Source organism: Chelatococcus albus (genome assembly GCF_030067675.1).
GTDB lineage: Bacteria > Pseudomonadota > Alphaproteobacteria > Rhizobiales > Beijerinckiaceae > Chelatococcus_A > Chelatococcus_A albus.
Genome location: NZ_JASJEV010000001.1, coordinates 18,084 through 39,620 on the forward strand (window position 1 = coordinate 18,084; position 21,537 = coordinate 39,620).

Sequence of the window (21,537 nt, forward strand, 5' to 3'; positions counted from 1 at the left end):
TGCGGGTGCGTTGCCGGCGTGTCGACCGAGGATGCAAGGCGCGCCTCGATCGGAGCGATCCCCGCCGGCCGCGCGCGCACTTCGTTGGCGATCAGGTCACCATGCGCGCAGATGCGCCCCGCGCTGATCGTCTCGAGGTGCCTGGCGCAGCGCAGCATCGTGGACTTGCTGGCCCCGGACGGCCGAGCAGCGCCACCCTCTCGCCGGCGGCGACGGTGAAGGAGACGTCCGCGAGGCGGGGCAGCTGCTCCGGATCCTGGAAATGCCGAGGACTGAAACGGCTGCCGTCATGATCGGCGTCCTCGACGCTGGGGGAACAGCATTTGGAGCGTTGTCTGCAGGGCTGTCGTGAAGACCGTCATGACGAGGGACCAGATCGCGGCAACCGCCAGCAGTTCGACGACGCGGACGTTGGAGAAGTGGATGTCGGTGACGATGCGCATGGGCTCGAGATGGCCGACCGCCGAGACGAGCGACGTCGATTTCAGCAGCATGACGCACTGGTTGCCCGTGGCTGGAATGATGATCCGCCCCGCCTGCGGGATGATCACCAGCCCCGACGCGGCCGCCGCAGGCAGCGATGACCGCGTTCGGCATTCCGGGGATTGTGCTCGCAGGGCGAGGGGCCGAGCGTCGTGATCGGGCATGCAATCCCCGAACGGCCAGGGGCCCACGTCACCGCTCCAATCCGGGTGGCGGCTGTTCGGCCGGTGCTGCGGCCAGAATGGGGGCGACGAGCCGGAGGGCGTGGTCGATTTCCTCCGTCCGGATCGCGCCGATGCCGAAGGCGAGCCCCTTCCAGCGGCCGTCCAAAATGGCGTAGCTCTCCAGGGGCTCGATCGCCAGTCCGAGGTGGGAGAGGGCCGTCGCAATCCCTTCGGGTGCCTGCGCGGTGCGCAGCCGGACGGAGAGATGCCGGCCCGCAGCCGAGGGGATCGGCTCGACATGTCCGGAGCAGTGGCGCCCGAGGGCTTCACTCAGTGCCGCCCGCCGTTCGGCATAGAGCCTGCGCATGGCGCGGACGTGTTTCGCCAGATGCCCTTCGGCGATGAAGTCCGCGAGGGCGTCCTGGGCGACGAGCGCCGGAAAGCCGTCCGCCAGCTGCCTGGCCCTGACGAGGGCCGGAAGCGCCCAGGCGGGGGCGACCAGATAGCCGAGCCTCAGAGCCGGCAGCATGCTTTTCGAGAAGGTCCCGACGTAGAAGACCGAGCCGCTGCGGTCGAGCGTCTGGAGAGCCTCCATGGGCCGCCCGCCTGCTCGTGCTCGTGACCGGTGGCACCGCGCCCTTCGGCGCCGTGGCTGGTCATCTGTGGACCCGCGCGCTGCTCGGTCTCGCCATCGTCGCGACGACCAGGCGCCGGGAAAGGCCCGGCCGGCCGGTCATCGGCCCCGCGCCGCAGGGCCGATCGCGCCGATGGCCGATCAGTGTGAACTGACCCCCGCTCAAGTCTCCGGATCAGGCCGGTGGCCGTCCGCTTGCCCAAGTGCATCGGTTGCATCGGTCTCTCCGGCGAGCGCGTCGAAGTGCACCATCTGGCAAGCGGCCCATTGCTCGAATTCGCTGAGGAGGCCGTCCCTCAGGAAGAGGAGGCGCCCGCCGTCGCCGACGGCAAACCATCCTTGCTGCTCGGCCTCGCGCAGGAGATTGCTGATGTGGGAGGGCGACACCTGAAAACGTTCCGCCGGCGCTCGGATGCTGAGCCGTGCTGCCGGAGGAGTGCCCGGCACCGTCTCCGCGTAATGGGCGCCCATCACGACCGCGAGCAACGGATAGCCGCAGTCCCGCTCCGCGAATTGAAGAACGCGCGGGAAGGGGTGGATGAGGGTGCCGTTGGCGAGGACATAGGCGGCGGAACGGTGCAGCACCTCGCCGAGGCGGTCGGCATCGCCGAGCATGGCTGCGCGCGGGGGCAGCCGCCCCTCGATCTCGTCCACCGCCGCCACGAAGAGCCGCACGGAGCGGCCGATCTCGGCGACCATCGCAGGCGCCGGCCTGAGGCGCTTGACCCGTCGGTCGCCCGGATCCGGCTCGGCGACGATGAAACGCCCGGCCTTCAGCGCCGCGACGAAGCCCGCGGTTTGCCGTGCGCTCTGGCCGGCGACCTTCTGCAGGGCCGACAGCGTCGGCAGCGCCCCGTTGGCGCAGCGCCAGGCATAGTAGTTGTGGATCAACATTTAGGAGACGAGATAACGCCGGAACTGGTCGAACAGCTTGTAGATGGGCCAGGGGACAGGCGCTGTCGCGGCAATAGCCGGCGAGCGCCGGGCGGAAACGAGGATGGTCGCGCAATCGCGCCGCAGCGGCCGCGAAGCCCGCGGGCAGGGCGAGCGCCGGCCGGTCAGTGGGAGAAGGCTGCTCCGCCGAATGTCGCGGCCTGCGCACCGTTGCTCAAATCCTGCAAAGTTTGGACTCGGCCAGTTAACCCGCGTCGGCAGAGATAATCGAGTAGCGAAGGGACCACGATACCGTTCCCCGTCCGCTACCGAACGGCCGTTGGCCGGCAATGCCGAGAGGACGATCGCATGTGTGACAATCATCCGCTTCCGCTTTCCCGCCGTGGCTTTCTCGCCGCCGGTGCGGCGACGGCCTTTCTCGGCGGGCTCGCCTTGCCTGCGTCGGCCCAGGAGGCGGCCCCGGCGGCCCCGAATGCAATCAGCCCGGACGAAGCCTTGAAGATCCTGATGGACGGCAATGCGCGCTACGCCGCCAATACAGCGCGAAACAAGGATTTTTCAGCCGGCCGCGCGGCGCGCGCCGGGGCGCAGTATCCCATCGCCGGGCTCGTGAGTTGCGCCGATTCCCGCGTGGCGCCCGAGCTCACCTTCGACCAGGGGCCCGGTGAGCTCTTCGTCGTCCGCCTCGCCGGCAATTTCGTCAACGAGGACGGCTTGGCGAGCCTCGAATATGGCGTCAAGTTTCTGGGCATGCCGCTGATCATGGTGCTGGGGCATTCGAACTGCGGGGCGGTCGCGGCCACCATCAAGGTCCTGAAGGACAAGACCCAGCTGCCGGGACACTTGCCGCTCCTCGCGAACGCGATCAGGCCGGCGGTGGAGATCGCCCAGAAGGTGAAGGCCGAGAACCCGCTGGAGGAGGCCATCGCCGAGAACGTGCGCTACAACGTACGCCGTCTGCAGGAGGCGAAGCCGATCGTTGCAGAATTCGTCAGGAGCGGCCGCGTGAAGGTGGTCGGCGGCGTCTACGACCTCGCCACCGGCAAGGTCAGCCTCCTCTGAGGGGGCCGCGCACCGGTCGTCGGCGTCTGCGGCCATCCTCATGGTTCGGCCGACGCCGGCGGGCTCCTGGCCTCAGCCCGACATCCGGTTCCGGGCGAAAACGCTCCCTGGTGCGAGGCCCTGCGCGCCATCGCGGCGCAAGCCGTCATCTCCCGCTGCCGCCGAGGTTAGCCCGCACTGCCGCAGGGCAGGGCGGGCCTCGGCGCGAGCTGCCGGTGGGACGAGCGCGGCCGCCGACCGGGGATGGGACGGGCGCTCATCCCGTGGCCCATTGCGAGCCGGCCGCGCCTATGTCTCTCCGTCTTCCCGCGCGGCGGCGGCACGAGCACCCGCGACCGTGGTCGGACCGTGCCCGCGGGTCCGATGCGGCAGTCGTCTTATTGACAAAACGTCGAAGATATGGCGACGTTTTTAAACGATGATCTGCCGTGGGAGGTGCGACCATGACTGGTCAGGGCTTGGTTCGTTCATGCCGAGGCGCCGCCCTGGCGTTCGCCCGGCTGACGGGCCGCGGTTGCGCCGCATGGGTCCGTGACCGTTGAGCGCCGTTGATCCTGTGTCCGCAGCGCCCGCCGACGCGCTCCTGTCGGTGCGCTCGCTGACCGTCGAGTTCCCCACCGACAATGGGCCGTTCACCGCCGTCGAGAATCTCAGTTTCGACGTGGAGCCCGGCAAGACCCTCGCCATTGTCGGCGAGTCCGGCTCGGGCAAGTCGGTGACATCGCTCGCCGTGTTGCGCCTCACGGACTACGCCAACGGGCGCATTCGTTCGGGCAGCATCCTGTTCAAGCCGCGCAGCGGTGGCGTCATCGATCTGGCGAAGGCCTCGGGCGATACCTTGCGCGCCGTGCGCGGCAACGAGATCGCCATGATCTTCCAGGAGCCGATGACCTCGCTGAATCCGGTGTTCACAATCGGCGACCAGATCAGCGAGGCGATCGTCCTGCATCAGGGCGTCGGCGTGCGCGAGGCGCGGCGCGAGGCCAAGGCACTCCTCGACAAGGTGCGCCTGCCCGACGCCGGGCGCCTGCTCGACCGCTTTCCCCACCAGCTCTCGGGCGGCATGCGCCAGCGCGTCATGATCGCCATGGCGCTCTCCTGCCGCCCGAAACTCCTCATCGCCGACGAGCCGACGACGGCGCTCGACGTCACCATCCAGGCACAGATTCTGAACACCGTCCGCGAACTGCAGCGCGAGATGGGGACGGCGGTCATCTTCATCACGCATGACATGGGCGTGGTGACCGAAATGGCCGACGACGTCGTGGTGATGTATCGCGGCAGGAAGGTCGAGGCCGGGCCGGTGCGTCAGATCTTCTCGGCGCCGCGGCATCCCTACACGCGCGCGCTTCTCGCCGCGGTGCCGCGCCTCGGCAGCATGACCGGCGAGCCGCTCCCGAAACGCTTTCCCCTCGTCGTCATGGAGGGCGAGGCGACACGCAGCACGGGCGAGGAGCGTGTCCAGGACACGGCGGACTATTCCAGGCCGCTGCTCGCCGTCGACAAGCTGACGACGCGCTTCGACATCGCCCGCACGGCACTGGGACGCGTCACGCACCGGGTGCACGCTGTCGAGCAGGTCAGCTTCGACATCTTCCCGGGCGAGACGCTGGCGCTCGTGGGCGAGTCCGGATCCGGCAAATCGACGGTCGGCCGCGCCATTCAGCAGCTGCTGACCCCGACCGGCGGCGAGATCCGCTTCGAGGGCCGCGCGCTCGCCGCCATGAGCGCCGCCGAACGGCGCCGGCTGAAGCGCGACATCCAGTACATCTTCCAGGACCCCTTCGCGTCGCTCGATCCGCGGCAGAAGGTGGGCTTCTCCATCGCCGAGCCGATCCTCACGCATGGCCTCATGACCGATCGCAAGGCGATCGAGCGGCGCGTGCACGAGCTCCTCGATCAGGTCGGCCTCAGGCCGGAGCACGCGCGCCGCTATCCGCACGAGTTCTCCGGCGGGCAGCGCCAGCGCATCTGCATCGCGCGTGCCCTGTCCTGCGACCCGAAGCTCATCATCGCCGACGAATCCGTGTCGGCGCTCGACGTGTCGATCCAGGCGCAGATCGTCAACCTGCTCATGGAACTGCAGGAGCGGCGGCGCCTGTCCTACCTGTTCATCACGCACGACATGGCCGTTGTCGAGAAGGTGAGCCACCGCGTCGCCGTGATGTACCTGGGGCAGATCGTGGAGCTCGGGCCGCGGCGGGCGGTGTTCGAGGATCCCCGCCATTCCTATACGAAGAAGCTGCTCGCCGCCGTGCCGATCCCCGATCCCGACCGCAGGATCGACACGCGGCTGATCACGGGCGAGATCCCGAGCCCCATCCGTGCCGCCGGGGATGAGCCCGCCCTGCACCGCCACGTCGAGGTCGCCCCCGGCCACTGGGTCGCGGTCGAGACAGCCGGTTCGCGCACGCCCTGACCGGGGCCAAGGTCAATGTGAGACATTCCCGAGGAAGGTCACCATGCAGAATCTGGGACGCAATCTGAGAGCCATGCTCCTCGCGGCCACGGCGATGGCCGCGCCGGCCCTCGCTCCGGCCGCCTTCGCCGCTGGCACCCTGACGGTGACGCTGGTTCAGGACCCCGGCAGCTGGGACCCGATCGACACCTTCCTCGTCAATTGGGCCAAGGTCGGCAACAACGTCTTCGACGGCCTCGTCCAGCGCGGCCCGGACATGAAGCTCGCGCCCGGCCTCGCCACGAGCTGGGAGCAGTCCGAGGACGGCAAGCGCATCCGCTTCAAGCTGCGCGAGAACGTGAAGTTCCACAACGGCGAGCCCTTCGACGCCGAGGCCGTCAGGTTCACGTTCGAGCGCCTGCTCGGGGCCGAGGGGGCCAAGGGGCCGCAGCAGTCGAACTACAACGCCATTGACAAGGTCGAGGTGGTCGACGCCACGACCGTCGACTTCCTGCTGAAGAACCCCGACCCGGTGCTCATCACCAAGCTCGCCGGCTATGGCGGCATGATCGTGCCGCCCAAGTACATCCAGGAGAAGGGCGACGAGTATTTCAACACGCACCCCGTCGGCACCGGGCCGTTCAAGGTCGTCGACTACCAGCCGAAGGTGAGCGTGACGCTCGAGCCCTTCGCCGAGCATTGGGGCGGCAAGCCGAAGCTCGACAAGGTTGTCTTCCGCTTCATCGCAGAACCGTCGACCCAGGTTGCCGAACTGCAGGCGGGCCGCGTCGATATCGTCACCGACCCGCTGCCGATCAGCGCCATTCCGATCGTCAACAGCGATCCCAGGCTCAAGGTGGAGAGCATCACCGGGCCGACCGTGCAGGCCCTGCGCTTCAACACCAGGACCGGCATCACCAAGGATGAGACCGTCCGCAAGGCGCTGATCATGGCCGTCGACCGCGACGCCATCATCAAGCAGATGCTCGGCGGCCAGGCCAAGCCCATCGCCAGCTTCCAGTCCGAACTGTCCTTCGGCTACGATCCGGCGCTCAAGCCGCTGCCCTTCGATCCGGCCAAGGCCAAGCAGCTTCTGGCGCAGGCGGGCGTCAAGCCGGGCGCTGCGGTGCAGATCGATTTCCGTGGCAGCGATGCCAATTTCCGCGAGGCCGCCCAGGCCGTGGCAGGTTATCTGCAGGCCGTCGGCATCAAGTCGATCCTCAAGCCCTACGAAACCAACGTCATCCTCAACGAGATCATCCCGGCGGGGAAGACCGGCGAGATGTTCCAGCAGGGCTGGGGCGGCTGGACCTTCGATTACGACAACACCGCCTACCTCATGTACCACTCCGGCGAGAAGTGGAATCCTTACGACAATATCCCGGAGCTCAACGCGCTGCTCGAGTCGCAGCGCAGCATGACCGACCGCAGCAAGCGCGAGAAGGTGTTGCAGGAGATCGGTCGCGTCGTCGCGGACAAGGCGCTCGAGATGCCGCTCTACAACCTCAACGCGGTCTACGGTGTGAGCAAGCGGGTGAAGAACTTCGTGGCGCCGCCGGACAGCCGCCTGCGCCTCACTGACGTGACCGTCGACTGATCGAGACCTCACCGGCGGCATCCCCCCGGGCCGGGGAATGCCGCAGCTATTGCGGGAATGAAGGGCGAATGGCCGGGTTCCTCGTAAAACGCATCCTGCAGGCCGTCTTCGTCGTCCTGGTGGTCACCCTGCTCGTGGCCTGGGCCATCCGGCTCTCCGGCGATCCCGCGATCATGCTGACGCAGGGTGCCGGCAGCTTCACCGAGCAGGACCTGCAAAACATCCGCAAGGCGCTCGGCCTCGACCAGCCCTTTACCGTCCAGTACCTCCAGTTCATCACGGGCGTCGTCACCGGAGACTTCGGGAAGAGCTTCTTCGGCGGCACGTCCGTGGGCAGCCTCATCGCCCATGCCCTGCCGCTGACGCTGCTGCTCGCGCTCACGTCGCTGGCGCTCGCCGTCGCCATGTCGATCCCGCTCGGCATTCATGCCGCGGTGAACAGGGGCAAGGCGGCCGACACCGGCATCCGCATCCTCTCGCTGGTCGGGCTGTCCTTTCCCAACTTCTGGCTCGCCATCATGATGGTGCTGACCTTCTCCATCACGCTCGGCTGGCTGCCGCCGAGCGGGGCGGAGGAGCCGGCCAACATCGTCATGCCGGCGCTGACGATGGGCGTCATCCTCACGGCCACCAACGTGCGCCTCGTCCGCACCTCGATGCTGGAGACGCTGTCGGCGCAGTACATCATGGTCGCGCGCAGCAAGGGCCTCAAGGAACGCGTCGTGCTCTACAAGCACGCGCTGCGCAACTGCGCCATTCCGCTCATCACCTACATCGGCCTCCAGTTCGGCGGCCTCATCGGCGGCATTGTCGTCATCGAGCGCGTCTTCAACTGGCCGGGCATGGGCAGCCTCGCCTTCGACGCGGTGGCGGCGCGCGACTATCCCGTGCTGCAGGGCGTCATCACCGTGCTCGCGCTGCTGATCGTGGCCGCCAACCTCCTGGTCGACATCGTCTACGGGCTGGTCGACCCGCGCATCCGAACGGAGTGAGCCTCATGTCGACCGTCGAAATAGAGGCTCCCGGCACTGTTCGCATCTGGCTGCGCCGCCTCCGGAGCCTGGAGTTCATCCTCGGCGCCGTCCTGACCGTGGCGATGATCGGCCTCGTGCTCGCCTCGGGGCTCATCTTCCCTGACGGCGGCGATGCGATGGATCTCACGGCGCGCCTGACGCCGCCGTTCCAGAGCTGGGCGCATCCGCTGGGGACTGATCCGCTGGGGCGCGACGTGCTGGCGCGCGTCGTCGTCGGTGGCAAGATCTCGCTGACGGTCGGCTTCCTGTCGGTGCTCGGCGCCGTCGTCGTGGGCACGGTGATGGGCCTCGTCGCCGGCTACTACCGGGGCGTCTGGGACATGATCCTGATGCGCTTCGCCGACGTCCAGCTCGCGCTGCCCTTCATCCTGCTCGCCATCACCTTCACGGCGATCCTCGGTGCCGACCTCTGGAACCTGATCCTCTTCATGATCATCGCGCAGTGGGTGCAGTACGCGCGCGTCATGCGCGCCTCCGTGCTCTCGCTGCGCGACCGCGAGTTCATCCAGTCGGCCCGGTCCTTCGGTGTGCGCGACCTCAGGATCCTGCTGCACCACATCCTGCCGAACGCCTACGGTCCGGTGCTGATCCTGATGACGCTCAACGTCGCCAACAACATCCTGCTTGAAAGCTCGCTGACCTTCCTCGGCCTCGGCGTCGACCCGATGATCCCGAGCTGGGGCGGCATGCTCGCCGACGGGCGCAGCTATCTGCAGACGGCGTGGTGGGTCAGCGTCTTTCCCGGCCTCGCCATCATGCTCACGGTCCTCGGCCTCAACCTGCTCGGCGACTGGCTGCGCGACTTCCTCGACCCGACCTCCAAGGCCTGAAGCCGGACATCAGCGGACACCATCGGCCACCGAGGGCAGAATGGGCATGACGATGACGGTTCTTCTCGATGCCAGCGTGGAGCGCACGCTCGACACCCTGATCGCGCGGCTGGAAGCCTCACACCGCGGTGCCCGCGTCGAAGCATGGCTGTTCGAGGACGAGGCCGAACGGCGGGCGGCGGAACGGCGGCTTGCCGCCGCGGGCGTCGCCGCAACGCTGCGCAGCGCCTACAAGCCGCTGGTGCACGTATTCCTTGAGGAGGTGGAGCGCACGGGCCTGACGCGTGTCTGCGTGCGCTATCCCGTACGGCCGGAGGCTGCGCCGCAGCGCTTCCTGCTCGAAGCCTATCCACTGCATGCCCTGCTCGATGGCGTCGAGCTGACTTTCGTGGCGGGCGGCGCCGATCTCTCCTACACCGTGACACTCGGCTACGCCGACGGCCGCAGTGTCGAACGACGGGTGTTTGCGCCCAACGTCGTCCGTACCGATCATGTCGGCAAGCAGGTGCTGCATCCCTGCGGCTGGCTGCGGGTGACGCCGGTCGGGATGGAGCTGCCCGTGATCGACGAACCGGTCGAGACCGAGTTCGAGACGATCTTTCACCGTGCCGTCGACGCGGTATGCCGGCATCCGTGGGGGAGGGAGGAGCCCTACTTTGAGGCGCTCGAGATCGCCGTCACGATCCCGGGCATCGAGCGGCCGCTGCCCTATTTCGACGAGTGCATGAGCACCCGTGAGGCGCTGCACGAGGACCTCTACTTCTCCCTGCTCGAGTTCTTCCAGCGGCATTCCGGTCGTCCGCTCGGTGATCGCGGCCTGCAGCCGGGGCAGATCGTGCCGGAGGTGAGGGCGGGCGCCGCGCCGCGCCTGCGCGTCGCGATCCGCCCCTTCGACGGGCGCGGCGAGCATCCCGAGCCGGCGGTGCCGCTGGAGACGGCGGGCACGCCGCTCTCCTTCCGGCAGATCGAGGACGAACTCGCCGCCCTCGGCGGAGAGCCCTTCGAGGCCCGCTCGCGCGAGGGACGGGCGGTGCGCGGCACCCATGTCGCCGGCAGTGACCCCGGCGTCGTCATCACCGCCGGCCAGCATGCCAACGAGACGACGGGAGTGGTCGGCGCCCTGCGCGCCGCGCGGCGGCTCAGAGCCGAACCGAACGCGCATTTCGCCCTGATCCCGCTGGAGAACCCGGACGGCTACGCGCTCCACCGCCACCTGCGCCGCGATAATCCGCGGCACATGCACCACGCCGCTCGCTACACGGCGTTGGGCGACGACCTGGAATACCGCGAGAAGGAACCTCTGTTCGAGCGTGCCGCGCGGCTGGAGGCGCTGCGCCGCACGGGCGCGACGCTGCACATCAACCTGCACGGCTATCCCGCGCACGAGTGGACGCGGCCCCTGTCCGGCTATCTGCCACGCGGCTTCGAGCTGTGGAGCATCCCCAAGGGCTTCTTCCTCATCATGCGCCACCATCCGGGCCTGGGCGCGCAGGCGAGGGACTTCATCGTTCGCCTGACCGGGCGGCTGGCGCAGGACGAGAGGCTTGTCGCCTACAACCGCGCGCAGCTTGCGACCTATCGCGTGCACGCCGGCGAAGTGCCCTTCGCCGTCTACAATGACATTCCCTGCCTGATCGCGGAGAACGAGCGGCAGATCTTCCCCTTCACCCTCATCACCGAGCACCCGGACGAGACGGTCTATGGCGACGCCTTCCATCTCGGTCACGAGGCGCAGATGAACACCGTCCTGGCCGCGGTCGAGCTGCACATGGCAGGCGCCATGGCGGCCTGACGGGCGGACACGCAGCTGTGCCGTCGGACGGCGGGCCGGCCCGCCATCCGAGGAGGGTGGCCTTGCGCCTGGCCTCAGGCGGCGGGCGCGAGAACGACGTCCGGATCCGCCACATCCTCCTCGACGGGCGCCGGCAGCCTGCCGTCGAGCGCGGCGATGAGGCGATCGCGGTCGAGCTCGCCCTCCCAGCGCGCCACCACGATGGTCGCCACTGCATTGCCGATGAAGTTGGTGAGCGCCCGGCACTCGGACATGAAGCGGTCGATGCCCAGGATGAGCGCCATGCCCGCCACGGGCACGGAGGGCACCACCGACAGCGTCGCTGCGAGCGTGATGAAGCCCGCACCGGTGACGCCGGCCGCGCCCTTGGAGCTCAGCATGGCGATGAGCAGCAGGAGGAACTGCTCGCCGAGGGACAGGTGCACGTCCGTCGCCTGGGCGATGAACAGTGCGGCGAGCGTCATGTAGATGTTGGTGCCGTCGAGATTGAAGGAGTAGCCGGTCGGCACCACGAGCCCGACCACTGACTTGCGGCAGCCCGCCCGCTCCAGCTTGTCGATGAGGCTCGGCAGGGCCGCTTCCGACGAGGAGGTGCCGAGGACGAGCAGGAGCTCCTCCTTGACGTAGCGCACGAGCTTGAAGAGCGAGAAGCCGTTGTAGCGCGCGACCGCCCCGAGCACGACGACGACGAACAGGAGCGACGTCAGGTAGAAGGTGGCGATCAGCATGGCGAGATTGGCGACCGAGCCGATGCCGAACTTGCCGATGGTGAAGGCCATGGCGCCGAAGGCACCGATGGGCGCCGCCTTCATGAGGATGGCGACCATCTTGAACATGGCCTGCGCGACCGCCTGGAGGACCGACACGACCGGCGCCGCCCTGTCGCCGACGCTCGCGAGCGCGATGCCGAAGAGGACCGAGAAGAACAGCACCTGGAGAATGTCGCCCGAGGAGAAGGCGCCGACCACGGTCGAGGGGATGATGTTCAGGAGGAAGCCCGTGATTGTCTGGTCATGCGCCTGCTGCGTGTAGGCCGCCACCGCCTTTCGGTCGAGCGCCGCCGGGTCGATGTGCAGGCCGCTGCCGGGGGCCACCACGTTGCCGACCACGAGGCCGACGATGAGGGCGAGGGTCGAGAAGGTGAGGAAGTAGATCATCGCCTTGCCGGCGACGCGCCCGACCTTCTCGATGTCGCGCATGCCGGCGATTCCCGTCGTCACCGTGAGAAAGATCACCGGAGCGATGATCATCTTGACGAGCTTGATGAAGCCGTCGCCGAGCGGCTTCAGGTCGGCGCCCAGGCTCGGGTAGAAGTGGCCGAGCGTCACGCCGGCGGCGATGGCGACGAGCACCTGCACGTAGAGGTGCTGGTAGAGCTTGCGCCGGCGCGGCTCGCCATCGGCTGCGCGGATATCCTGCACGTTCATCATCGGCGTCCTCCCTGGACCCCCGCCGCCCGGTCGGGATGGCGAAAGGCCTAGCGTTTCCATGGGATGGCCGCCCGTTCCGTTCGGATTCGTCCGGCGGCCGCCATGGCGCTGGCAAGGCACGTGCCAGCGGGGATGACTGCGGCGTCTCGGTTCATGTATTTGAAATAAAATGGATTTTCTGGATGGTCTTGAGGGGGTGGGCGGTGTGCGTGCGGATTTTCGCTCGCCATCCGCCAGGATTGTGCGATAGTCCGCACAAGTGCAGCGACCCGCGAGGGCACAGGTTCCGATCATCGGGGAGGGCCATTGGACGTCGGTTCGCAGGAGGGGCGGGCCGCTCTCGCGAGCGCCCCGGGCCGGGCCGGGCGCCAGGTGGCGCACGGGCCGTGGCTCGCCTTCGCCGCCTCCGTCGTCATTCTGCTCGTCGGCGGCGTGTGGCTCGCGGGCCATGTCGCGCGGGAGCGCGCGCTCGCGCAGGTCGAGGCCCGCGGCCGCGCCGCCGCCGCTCTCGACGTCGCCGTGCTGCGGAGCGAGCTCGAGAAGCAGCGCTCGCTGCCTGCGGTGCTTGCCGCCGACCCCGACGTGATCGCCGCCCTCGACACGGCCGAGGCGGCGAAGATCATCGCGCTCAACCCGAAGCTCGAACATCTGAGCGCCGGCACGCGCGCCGCCGTCATCTATCTGCTCGACCGGCACGGTATGACCGTCGCGGCGAGCAACTGGCGCGAGCCGACGAGTTTCGTCGGCAACGACTACAGCTTCCGTCCCTATTTTCGCCGGGCGATGGAAACCGGCACCGGTGAGCATTTCGCCCTCGGCACGGTGAGCGGGCGCCCGGGGCTCTACATTTCCCGCCGCGTCGAGGGAGCGGGCGGGGCGCTCGGCGTCATCGTCGTCAAGGTGGAGTTCGACGCCGTCGAGGAGGACTGGCGCCGGCTCGGGGAGCCGGTCTACGTCACCGACCGGCGGAACATCGTCCTCGTCACCAGCGTGCCCGAATGGCGCTTCCTGACGCTGACGCCGATCGCGCCCGACGCCCCGGCCGAAATCCGTGCCAGCCTCCAGTTCGGCGGCGCGCCCCTGTCCCGACTGCCGCCGCGGCCGGCGGCGCTCGCGGGCCGGGAGGACGCGGTCGAGGCTGTGCTGCCCGGGGCGCGGGCGCCCGCAGGCTATCTCGATCTCGCGCTGCCGGTGCCGTCCACCCCCTGGACCCTGCACCTGCTCGGCTCGACCGAGCCTGCGGTGCGCGGCGCCATGGCGGCGGCGCAACTGGGCACGGCGCTCCTCGTCATCCTCGCCGCGGGTGCGGCCGGCATCATGCTCTACCGACGTCAGCGCGCGGCCGCCACCGCGGCGGCGGCCCTTGTCGCCCGCGCCGAGCTGGAGCGGCAGGTCGCGGCCCGCACCGTCGAGCTGTCCGCCGCCAACGAGCGCCTCGTTCACGAGATGGAGGAGCGGCGGCGGGCGGAGACCGAGCTGCAGACCCTTCAGGACGAGCTGGTGCAGGCCAACAAGCTCGCCCTCCTGGGGCAGATCGCGGCGGGCGTTGCCCACGAGATCAACCAGCCGGTGGCGACGATCCGCACCTATGCCGACAATGCGGCGCTCTTCCTCGCGCGCGGGGAGGCGGCGCCGGCGCGCGACAATCTCGCGACCATCGCGGGGCTGACCGAACGCATCGGCCGCATCACGGACGAGCTGCGCGCCTTCTCGCGCAAGGCGACGGGGCGTGTGGGTGCGGCAAGTGTTGCGGAGGCGATTGACGGCGCCCTGCTCCTCGTGGGCAGCCGCCTGCGCCAGCAGGGTGTGACGCTGACGCGGGAAGCGATGCCCGCGGGCCTTGCGGTCGTGGCCGAGCGCGTGCGCCTCGAACAGGTGCTCGTCAATCTCCTGCAGAACGCGCTCGACGCCTTGGTGGGCCGGCCCGATCCGCGGATCGGTGTCGCCGTCGAGGCCGGGCACGAGAGCGTCCACATCAGCGTCCGCGACAACGGCCCGGGCATCGCCTCCGAGGTCATGGCGGCGCTCTTCACGCCCTTCCGCACCACCAAACCGTCCGGCCTCGGGCTCGGCCTCGTGATCTCCCACGACATCGTCGCCGAGTTCGGCGGGGAGCTCGTGGGCCGGAGCGAGCCCGGCGGAGGTGCCGTTTTCACCATCAGCCTGAAGAGGTCCACATGAGCGAGCCCTGCCGCCGCGTCGCCTTCGTCGACGACGACGAGGACCTGCGCCGCGCCAACGTGCAGAGCCTCGAACTCGCCGGATTCGAGGCACTGCCCTTCGCCGGTGCCGAGGAGGCGCTTGCCACCGTCGGCGCGGATTTTCCCGGCATCGTCGTCAGCGACATCCGCATGCCGCGCATGGACGGGCTGCAGCTCTTCGCACGCCTCAAGACCGTCGATCCCGACCTGCCGGTCATCCTCGTCACCGGCCACGGCGACATAGCCATGGCGGTCGAGGCCATGCGCGAGGGCGTCTACGATTTCGTCGCCAAGCCCTATGCCGCCGAGCGGCTCGTGGCCAGCGTGCGGCGTGCGCTCGAGAAGCGAGAGCTCGTCCTCGAGAACCGCAGGCTGCGCCGCGCCGTCGAGCGCGCCGCCGAGGACCTGCCGCTCATCGGCGACACTCCGGCCATGGAGCGGCTGCGCCACACGATCCGCCATATCGCCGACGCCGATGTCGACGTGCTTGTCGAGGGCGAGACCGGCACCGGCAAGGAGGTCGTGGCCGGCCAACTCCACCGCCTGAGCCGCCGGCGCGATCGCCCCTTCGTCGCCGTCAATTGCGGTGCCCTGCCGGAAAGCGTCATCGAGAGCGAGCTCTTCGGCCACGAGCCCGGAGCCTTCACCGGCGCCCAGCGCAAGCGCATCGGCCGCATCGAACACGCAGACGGCGGCACGCTCTTCCTCGACGAGATCGAGAGCATGCCCGCTTCCCTGCAGGTCAGGCTCTTACGCGTGCTCGAAGCGCGCGAAGTGACGCCACTCGGCACCAACGAGGTGAGGCCGGTGGACCTGCGCGTCGTGGCCGCGACCAAGGTCGATCTCGGCGACCCGGCGCGCCGCGCCGATTTCCGCGAGGATCTCTTCTACCGCCTCAATGTCGTGACGATCCGCATCCCGCCCCTGCGCGAGCGGCGGGCCGACGTGCCGCTGCTCTTTGCCCATTTCCTCACCCGGGCGGCCGAGCGCTTCCGGAGCGAGCCGCCGGCGGTGACGGAGGCCGTCCGCCGCCGCCTCCTCGAACACGACTGGCCGGGCAACGTGCGCGAGCTTGCGCATTTCGCCGAACGGGTCGCCCTCGGCCTCGCTGAGGACGGGCCTGCCGCCCGTGCGGCGGCCGGCACGAGCCTGCCGCAGCGGATCGAGGCCTATGAGGCGGAGCTGATCCGTGAGGCGCTCGCGGCCAACGGCGGTGACGTGCGCTCGACGATCGAGGCGCTCGGCATTCCCCGCAAGACCTTCTACGACAAGCTCGCCCGCCACGGCATCGACCGCGGCCGCTACGCCAGGGACCGGTGAAACCGGAAATGGGATCGCGGGGAGCCGGACCCCTGCCTGCCGGGCCACCGCAGTTCCGCCTGCGGGGCAGGGGCGAACGGCAGCGTCGGTCCTGGCAGGTTGCCCAACATCCCTCCCATCGTGTCCGGGACTTCACGTCGACGTGCGGCGCGTGATCGGCATCGGGCGCTGGCCTTGCAATCGGAGGGCCAGCCGGCGCGTCGACCAAGGCCCGGCTGTCCCGTTGAAAGGACCTGAACATCAGGTTGAGGAAAGCGGCTTCAGGCCATTGAAAAATAATAAAATGTTCTGAGTTGATTGCGGGTTTGGCCGCGGGTCCAGGTCATCGGGCCATCGCTCTCCTGGCGGTCCATTTCCGGGGACGGACGATGTCGCAGGGAGCGAGTGTCGAGGCCCGGCGCGACGGGAGACGGCTCGCCGCCGCCTACGATGACACCGGATGCTCAAATCGAGGGTTGCCAGCCGCCGCATATTGGACTTTCGTATTAGGCAAGAGCCCGCAAGAGGCGGCCCGCGAAGAGGGAGGTCGTCATGGGATCGGTCAACGACTCTGTCCCGGAAATCACCATCGAGGAAGCGCTGGCCGAGCCTATCGTTCGACTCGTCATGGCAAGTGACGGAGTGCGTCCCGAGGAATTGCTGGCACTGAGGGAAGGCGTCGATCGCCCCCCAACCGGTCGCGGCGGACCAGCCGATGCCGCCTCCAAGGCACGGCGGCCGTCGCCCATGGATCAGCAGGCGGCGTGATCAGCCGTCCGGTCGCTGCGCAGCGCCTCCCCGATGCCGGAAACGGCGGTGACGGTCGCTGCATCGCAGACGCCGAAGAGCGCAGCTCCTCTTGTCGACGCACGAGCCTCCGCGGGCGCCGGGTGAAGCCGCAGCCCTGAACAGTGGAGGGTATCATGGAGCACCGGACACTCGACGAACTCAGCCGCGTGGCTGATACGGGCCCGCTGCCCGAGGCTCGCCCCCGCATGTCGAGGCGCGAGCGCCTCGAGCGCTGGGCATCCCTGTTGGAGTCGTTCGACGGCCGCCTGCTGCCGCTCGAGAGGATCGAATTCGTTCCGTGGCACGAGCGCATGCACATGCGTCGGGACAGTTCGCCGCTCGTCGTCGCCTTCAACGATCCGGTCCTTCGAGAGGAAGGGCTCGCCAGCGACGAGTTCGGTGCGGCGCTCGACTTCTTCGGGCTCACGCAAGGGCAGGGACATCGCCTCTTGTGTGACTGCCACTATCACGGCGGCATGACCGGAAAGGAAACCGCCGAACGTCTGCGCGTGATCGCCGGTGGCGGCATCGTCGGTCTGCTGTGGCGGCAGGTTCGACAGCTCGCGGCGAAATGGGTCGGATAGGGTCGTTCGTCGTGTGCGGCCGCCTTCCCGTCCATTCCGCGATGTCATGTCTCGGTGCGTGACCGGTCAGTGGCCCGTCCCGCTGACGCGCCGGGTGGGGGAGGAAGAGCCAGCCATAGCCGGCCGAGGCGCCGGGCACAGGCGTCTCGGCCGAGCCGTTCTCGACCAGCGGAATCCCGGGCGATCGGCCGCCGCCCCGCCTCGTCCGCTTTTCAGTAGGGATCGCTCTCCTCGAGCACTTCCTGGCCCATCAGGACACATTGGCCGGGAATCTGCGCATAGATGAGCCGCATGCGGTAATCGGTCTTGTAGATCGCACCGGGCACCTCGATCACGTCGAAACGTCCGTTGCCGCGCAGCGCCTTGATGGTGCCGATCGACTTCACCCGGTCCTTGAAGACCTCCGCGCGGTCGTCCTCGTCGCTCTGGAATTTGAGGAGTTTCAGCGCCTGCTGCGCAGCCTGCGATGCGCATGGGTGCACGGGCTTGGCCGCGGCTGGTGCTGTGGCCGTGAGGAGGGCCAGCATCACGCTGGCGAGCGGAATGCGCATCGTGATCTCCGAAAATGGATGCCTCGACCGTCAAGGTGCGCGGCGGGGCGCGCGGTGCAGCGTCGAGCCCGATTGCGCCCGTCGGAACCGCGGCAGCGCCGGTCCGGCATCAGGGGGTAACAGGGGACGCTGCGGCGGGCAAGGCCCGCCTCCGGGCTCGTTCGCCGTGATCGCGTCGACGATGGCCGGCGGTCGAGGGCCGCCGTCGTTTCGGGCAACCTCGACGGCAGCGAGCTCCCTGGTGCGGGAGGCGTGCATGGCACCGGGGCTCAGGAACCGCCGGTTTCGATGCGCACGATGACGCGCTGGCCGAGCAGGAGCTCGGCGGTGCCGGCATCGAAGGCGACCACCACTTCCACGACGCGCACGTCCGAGCGCTCGCGCGTGTCGTAGACGGTCGTGCGCCGGGGCGCGAAGGCACGGCCGACGCGCTGCACCGCACCCCGGAAGCGCTGACGCTCGTCGGGCTCGAGCGCGATCTCGACGGCTTGCCCGGCCTTGACGAGGGCAGCCGACTGCTCCTCGATCTCGGCGCGTACCAGGAGAGGCGTGGCCGGCGCCAGCCAGAACAGGGTCGTGACGTTGAGGGTCGAGATGCCGTCGCCGGGCCGGGCGAGGCGGCGGACCACAACGCCATCCAGGGGCGCCCGCACGATGCGCTGTTCCACTTCGAGCTCGGCGGATTGGAGCTTGGCCTCCGCGAGCCCGACGGCGGCCTGTTGCAGCTCGAGCTCGGCCTCGGCGGCGTGCACCTGGTCGCGCTGGGCATCGAGGAGCTTGGCGGCGGCCGTCTTTCCGGCGACGAGCGGCTCGAGCCGTGCAACTTCGCGCCTGGCCGCCGCCAGCCGGAGCTCGATCGGCTTCAGGCCGGCGCGAGCCTGGGCGAGCTCGGCGGCGGCAACGGCTGCCTGCACGCGCGGGATGCGGTCGTCGATCCGGGCGAGGACGGCATCGCGCTTCACCGCCTGGCCTTCCTCGGCCAGCACCTCACGGACGACGCCGTCGCGCGCGGCGGCGATCTGGATGAGGCCGCCGTCGACGTCGACGATGCCGCGGGCGACGACGACCGGAGCGGGCCGGCCTCCCCCCTGGACCGTTGCCGGGCCCGCGACGGCGCCGTCGACGGCAAGGAGGAGGGCAAGGGCGAGAGCGGCTGCGCGCCCCATGGCGGAAGGGTGTCGGCGCAATGTCATTTGCAAGGGCTCGTCAATAGGGGGAGTGCCCGGAAGGGGCGGCCGGGGCCGGGCCGTCGGCGGTGATGCGCCCGTCCTCCATGCGCAGCAGCCGATCGGCATGGGCGACGAGGCGCGGGTCGTGCGTGACGCAGAGCACGGTGGCGCCGCGCTCGCGCGCCGCACGGTGCAGGAGGCCGACGACGACCTGTCCGTTCTCCTTGTCGAGCGCGGAGGTGGGCTCGTCGGCGAAGACGAGGGCGGGGTCCTTGACGAAGGCGCGGGCGACGGCGACGCGCTGCTTCTGGCCGCCGGAGAGCTCCGACGGGCGCAGGCCGGCCTGCGGGCCGAGGCCGACGTCGCACAGGGCGGCGTAAGCCTGCTCCACGGCGGCGCGGCCGGTGACGCCCGCGTAGTTCAGCGGCAGCATCACCTGCTCGAGGGCCGTCAAGGCGCCGAACAGGTTGAAGCCCTGGAAGACGAAGCCGCAGTGAGCCAGGCGGAAGGCGTCGAGACCGTCGTCGTCGAGGTCCCACAGTGCCGTGCCGAGCACCTCGACAGACCCCGCGTCGGGGCGCAGCAGCCCCGAGAGCACGGCAAGCAGGGTCGACTTGCCGCAGCCCGAAGGGCCCATGATGAGGGTCAGCTCGCCAGGGTGGATGGCGATGTCGATCGCCTTGAGGACGTGGTTGCGCGCGGCACCGGCGCCGAACGACTTGTCGACGCCGCGCGCCGTCACGGCCGGCGTCGCTCGGGTCGCATCAGGGGACGGGACGAGAGCGTGCATGGTCATCGGAGCAGCTCCGCCGGTTCGGTGCGGTAGAGCGGCCTCAGGGAGAAGAGGCCGGAGACGAGGGCCACGGCCAGCGTGAAGGCGGCCGTCCCCACCATGCTCCACCAGGGGAAGGCGATCGCGACCGTGGCGGCCGCAGCGAGCGCTGCGACCACCCAGGTGGTTACGGCAGTCACGAGGAGGCCCGCCAGGCCCACCCAGAGGGACTGCTCCATGACGACGCGCCGCAAGGCCCGCACGGGCACGCCGAGCGCGCGCAGCGTGGCATACTCCCGCAGCGACGTGAGGATGGCGCCGCGCAGCGTCTGACTGGTGATGGCGATGCCGACGATGAGGCCGAGCAGGGCGGAAAAGCCGAATCCGGCTCCGGCTCCGGATTCGATCAACCAGTAGAGCTGCGTCATGACCGACAGTTCGTCGGGCTTCAGCACCTTGAACTCATCGCCCGACGACAGGGCCTGCAGCTGCTCCTGCACGGCGTCCACGGCATCCGGGCTCTGCAGTTTGATGAGGAAATAGCTCTGCGTTTCCGCTCCGCTGCCGGGGGACGTGCTCAGCGAGGCGACGGTCGCCTTGGACGCGAAGACATTGGCGCCGCCGATCGCTCGCATGCCGCTCGTCGTGCCGACAACGCGCACGCGCCGGCCGTTGATCTCCGCGATGTCGCCGACCCCGACCCCGAGCTTTGCGAGGTCGATCTCGTCGACGATGACGGCCCCGACCTCCCGCAGCGCGAGCCGCTTGGCCTCGTCGAAATCGCGCGGAAGGCTCAGCGAACCGTCGGTCACGTCGAAGCCGGTGACCAAGACGAGCACCTTGCCGCCGCCCGGTCCGCGCCAGTCGCCACCAGTGATGGCCATGGACTGCACGGTGGCGACGGCGGGATGAGCGCGCAGGCGCATCTCGATGCGCGCCGGCATGTCGCGCGCCAGGTCGAAGGAGAGCGTCTTGCCCTCGACGACCCACAGGTCGGCGCGCGCCCTGTCCACCACCTGTGTGGCCGTTGCGAACATGCCGACAAGCAGCCCCACCTGCACGATGACGAGCAGGCCCGAGAACGCGACAGCGAGGACCGCGGCGAGGTAGCGCTTCCACTCGTAGAGCAGGCTCGACCGGGCGAGCGACACGGTGCCCGGATGCGGTGGCACCTTCGGCGCCACAGGGAGCGTGGTGCCCGTCGGACCGGGCTGGCGCAGCGCGATCGTCACGTGCGCCCTCCGGTCGTGGCACGCAGGGGACGCAGATAGGCGGCGAGCATGCGGCGCAGCTCGGCGAGATTGGCCTCGAAGTCGAAGGCGTCGTCGAAGCCGCGGCGCCAGAAAACCCCTTCGATCGTGCCGAGGATGACGGTCGCCGCGGCGCGCGCGTCCAGGTCGGCAACGAGGCGACCTTCGTCCCGCGCCCGTTCGAGCAGGGAGGAGAAGCGGTCGATCACCTCGCGGTCGAGCGCGACATAGACCTTGCGCATGGCCGGGTTCCGGCAGGCTTCGACGGCGATCTCCAGCCCGATGACGAACTCCGCATTGTCCTCCCGCCTGAGATAGTGCTCGACGGTCGCAAGGAGCTCGCCGACCAGATCCTCGGCCCTTTCGAGGGCCGCGACGGCCGCCAGCGTTTCGCGCCTCTCCTCCTCGGCGAAGGCGTCGAGGATCGCATCCTTGGAGCGGACGTAGTGATAGAGATTGGCGACGCTCATCCCGGCTTCCGCCGCGATGTCGGGCATGGTGGCGTTCTGCAGGCCCTTGCGAATGAAGACGCGCATCGCCGCCGCGAGGATCCGGGCGCGCCGGTCGGCATGCAGTTCCTGGTTGGGGCGGCGCATCTCGGCTC

General features: G+C 69.1%; 19 protein-coding genes. 10 read left to right on the top strand and 9 right to left on the bottom strand.

The window, feature by feature from the left end; translation table 11 throughout:
- Window positions 1-287: 287 nt before the first annotated feature.
- The 3 genes from QNA08_RS00090 to QNA08_RS00100 form a co-directional block, all read right to left on the bottom strand.
- A complete protein-coding gene (locus tag QNA08_RS00090) occupies window positions 288-551 on the bottom strand; it encodes a hypothetical protein (protein WP_283738657.1) in 264 nt (87 codons plus the stop codon).
- 124 nt (window positions 552-675) lie between these two features.
- Window positions 676-1,242: an aminotransferase class I/II-fold pyridoxal phosphate-dependent enzyme gene (locus QNA08_RS00095; RefSeq protein ID WP_283738658.1), complete on the bottom strand. Its 567-nt coding sequence runs from the start codon at window positions 1,240-1,242 to the stop codon at window positions 676-678.
- Window positions 1,243-1,443: 201 nt separating this feature from the next.
- Window positions 1,444-2,175: a hypothetical protein gene (locus QNA08_RS00100; protein ID WP_283738659.1), complete on the bottom strand. Its 732-nt coding sequence runs from the start codon at window positions 2,173-2,175 to the stop codon at window positions 1,444-1,446.
- Window positions 2,176-2,523: 348 nt separating this feature from the next.
- On the opposite strand from QNA08_RS00100, the gene QNA08_RS00105 reads away from it, so the two are divergent.
- The 6 genes from QNA08_RS00105 to QNA08_RS00130 all read left to right on the top strand — a co-directional run bounded on the left by QNA08_RS00105 (window position 2,524) and on the right by QNA08_RS00130 (window position 10,888).
- Window positions 2,524-3,237: a carbonic anhydrase gene (locus QNA08_RS00105; protein WP_283738660.1), complete on the top strand. Its 714-nt coding sequence runs from the start codon at window positions 2,524-2,526 to the stop codon at window positions 3,235-3,237.
- A 556-nt stretch (window positions 3,238-3,793) separates the two neighbouring features.
- Complete coding sequence (locus tag QNA08_RS00110; RefSeq protein WP_283738661.1) at window positions 3,794-5,656, top strand: ABC transporter ATP-binding protein; 1,863 nt, start codon at window positions 3,794-3,796, stop codon at window positions 5,654-5,656.
- Window positions 5,657-5,699: 43 nt separating this feature from the next.
- Window positions 5,700-7,232 (top strand): ABC transporter substrate-binding protein, encoded by a 1,533-nt coding sequence (locus QNA08_RS00115; protein ID WP_283738662.1) that lies wholly within the window; start codon window positions 5,700-5,702, stop codon window positions 7,230-7,232.
- Between the two features lie 68 nt (window positions 7,233-7,300).
- Window positions 7,301-8,224: an ABC transporter permease gene (locus tag QNA08_RS00120; protein WP_283738663.1), complete on the top strand. Its 924-nt coding sequence runs from the start codon at window positions 7,301-7,303 to the stop codon at window positions 8,222-8,224.
- A gap of 5 nt (window positions 8,225-8,229) precedes the next feature.
- Entirely contained in the window at window positions 8,230-9,096 is an 867-nt protein-coding gene (locus QNA08_RS00125; protein WP_283738664.1) for an ABC transporter permease, read from the top strand.
- 52 nt (window positions 9,097-9,148) lie between these two features.
- Entirely contained in the window at window positions 9,149-10,888 is a 1,740-nt protein-coding gene (locus QNA08_RS00130; RefSeq protein ID WP_283739281.1) for a M14 family zinc carboxypeptidase, read from the top strand.
- Between the two features lie 74 nt (window positions 10,889-10,962).
- On the opposite strand, the gene QNA08_RS00135 is transcribed toward QNA08_RS00130, so the two are convergent.
- The gene (locus tag QNA08_RS00135; protein WP_283739282.1) at window positions 10,963-12,315 is read right to left on the bottom strand and encodes a dicarboxylate/amino acid:cation symporter; all 1,353 of its coding nucleotides are present in this window, start codon (window positions 12,313-12,315) and stop codon (window positions 10,963-10,965) included.
- A gap of 309 nt (window positions 12,316-12,624) precedes the next feature.
- Here QNA08_RS00135 and QNA08_RS00140 point away from each other — a divergent pair, with 309 nt between their 5' ends.
- From QNA08_RS00140 to QNA08_RS00155, 4 genes are all read left to right on the top strand, one after another.
- Window positions 12,625-14,499: a sensor histidine kinase gene (locus QNA08_RS00140; RefSeq protein ID WP_283738665.1), complete on the top strand. Its 1,875-nt coding sequence runs from the start codon at window positions 12,625-12,627 to the stop codon at window positions 14,497-14,499.
- Window positions 14,496-15,839 (top strand): sigma-54-dependent transcriptional regulator, encoded by a 1,344-nt coding sequence (locus QNA08_RS00145; RefSeq protein ID WP_283738666.1) that lies wholly within the window; start codon window positions 14,496-14,498, stop codon window positions 15,837-15,839. Before QNA08_RS00140 ends, QNA08_RS00145 begins: the two co-directional genes overlap by 4 nt.
- Before the next feature lie 531 nt (window positions 15,840-16,370).
- Window positions 16,371-16,586: a hypothetical protein gene (locus QNA08_RS00150; protein WP_283738667.1), complete on the top strand. Its 216-nt coding sequence runs from the start codon at window positions 16,371-16,373 to the stop codon at window positions 16,584-16,586.
- Window positions 16,587-16,741: 155 nt separating this feature from the next.
- Window positions 16,742-17,191 (top strand): hypothetical protein, encoded by a 450-nt coding sequence (locus QNA08_RS00155; RefSeq protein WP_283738668.1) that lies wholly within the window; start codon window positions 16,742-16,744, stop codon window positions 17,189-17,191.
- 212 nt (window positions 17,192-17,403) lie between these two features.
- On the opposite strand, the gene QNA08_RS00160 is transcribed toward QNA08_RS00155, so the two are convergent.
- From QNA08_RS00160 to QNA08_RS00180, 5 genes are all read right to left on the bottom strand, one after another.
- Window positions 17,404-17,742 carry a hypothetical protein gene (locus tag QNA08_RS00160; protein WP_283738669.1) on the bottom strand — a complete coding sequence of 113 codons (339 nt, stop codon included), beginning with the start codon at window positions 17,740-17,742 and terminating at the stop codon, window positions 17,404-17,406.
- 269 nt (window positions 17,743-18,011) lie between these two features.
- Window positions 18,012-18,935 carry an efflux RND transporter periplasmic adaptor subunit gene (locus QNA08_RS00165; protein WP_283738670.1) on the bottom strand — a complete coding sequence of 308 codons (924 nt, stop codon included), beginning with the start codon at window positions 18,933-18,935 and terminating at the stop codon, window positions 18,012-18,014.
- Between the two features lie 13 nt (window positions 18,936-18,948).
- On the bottom strand, window positions 18,949-19,707 hold the full coding sequence (locus QNA08_RS00170; protein ID WP_283738671.1) for an ABC transporter ATP-binding protein: 759 nt from the start codon (window positions 19,705-19,707) through the stop codon (window positions 18,949-18,951).
- Complete coding sequence (locus QNA08_RS00175) at window positions 19,704-20,915, bottom strand: ABC transporter permease (RefSeq protein WP_283738672.1); 1,212 nt, start codon at window positions 20,913-20,915, stop codon at window positions 19,704-19,706. The genes QNA08_RS00170 and QNA08_RS00175 overlap by 4 nt, the downstream gene beginning before the upstream one ends.
- Entirely contained in the window at window positions 20,912-21,529 is a 618-nt protein-coding gene (locus QNA08_RS00180; RefSeq protein ID WP_283738673.1) for a TetR/AcrR family transcriptional regulator, read from the bottom strand. The genes QNA08_RS00175 and QNA08_RS00180 overlap by 4 nt, the downstream gene beginning before the upstream one ends.
- Between the last annotated feature and the right edge of the window lie 8 nt (window positions 21,530-21,537).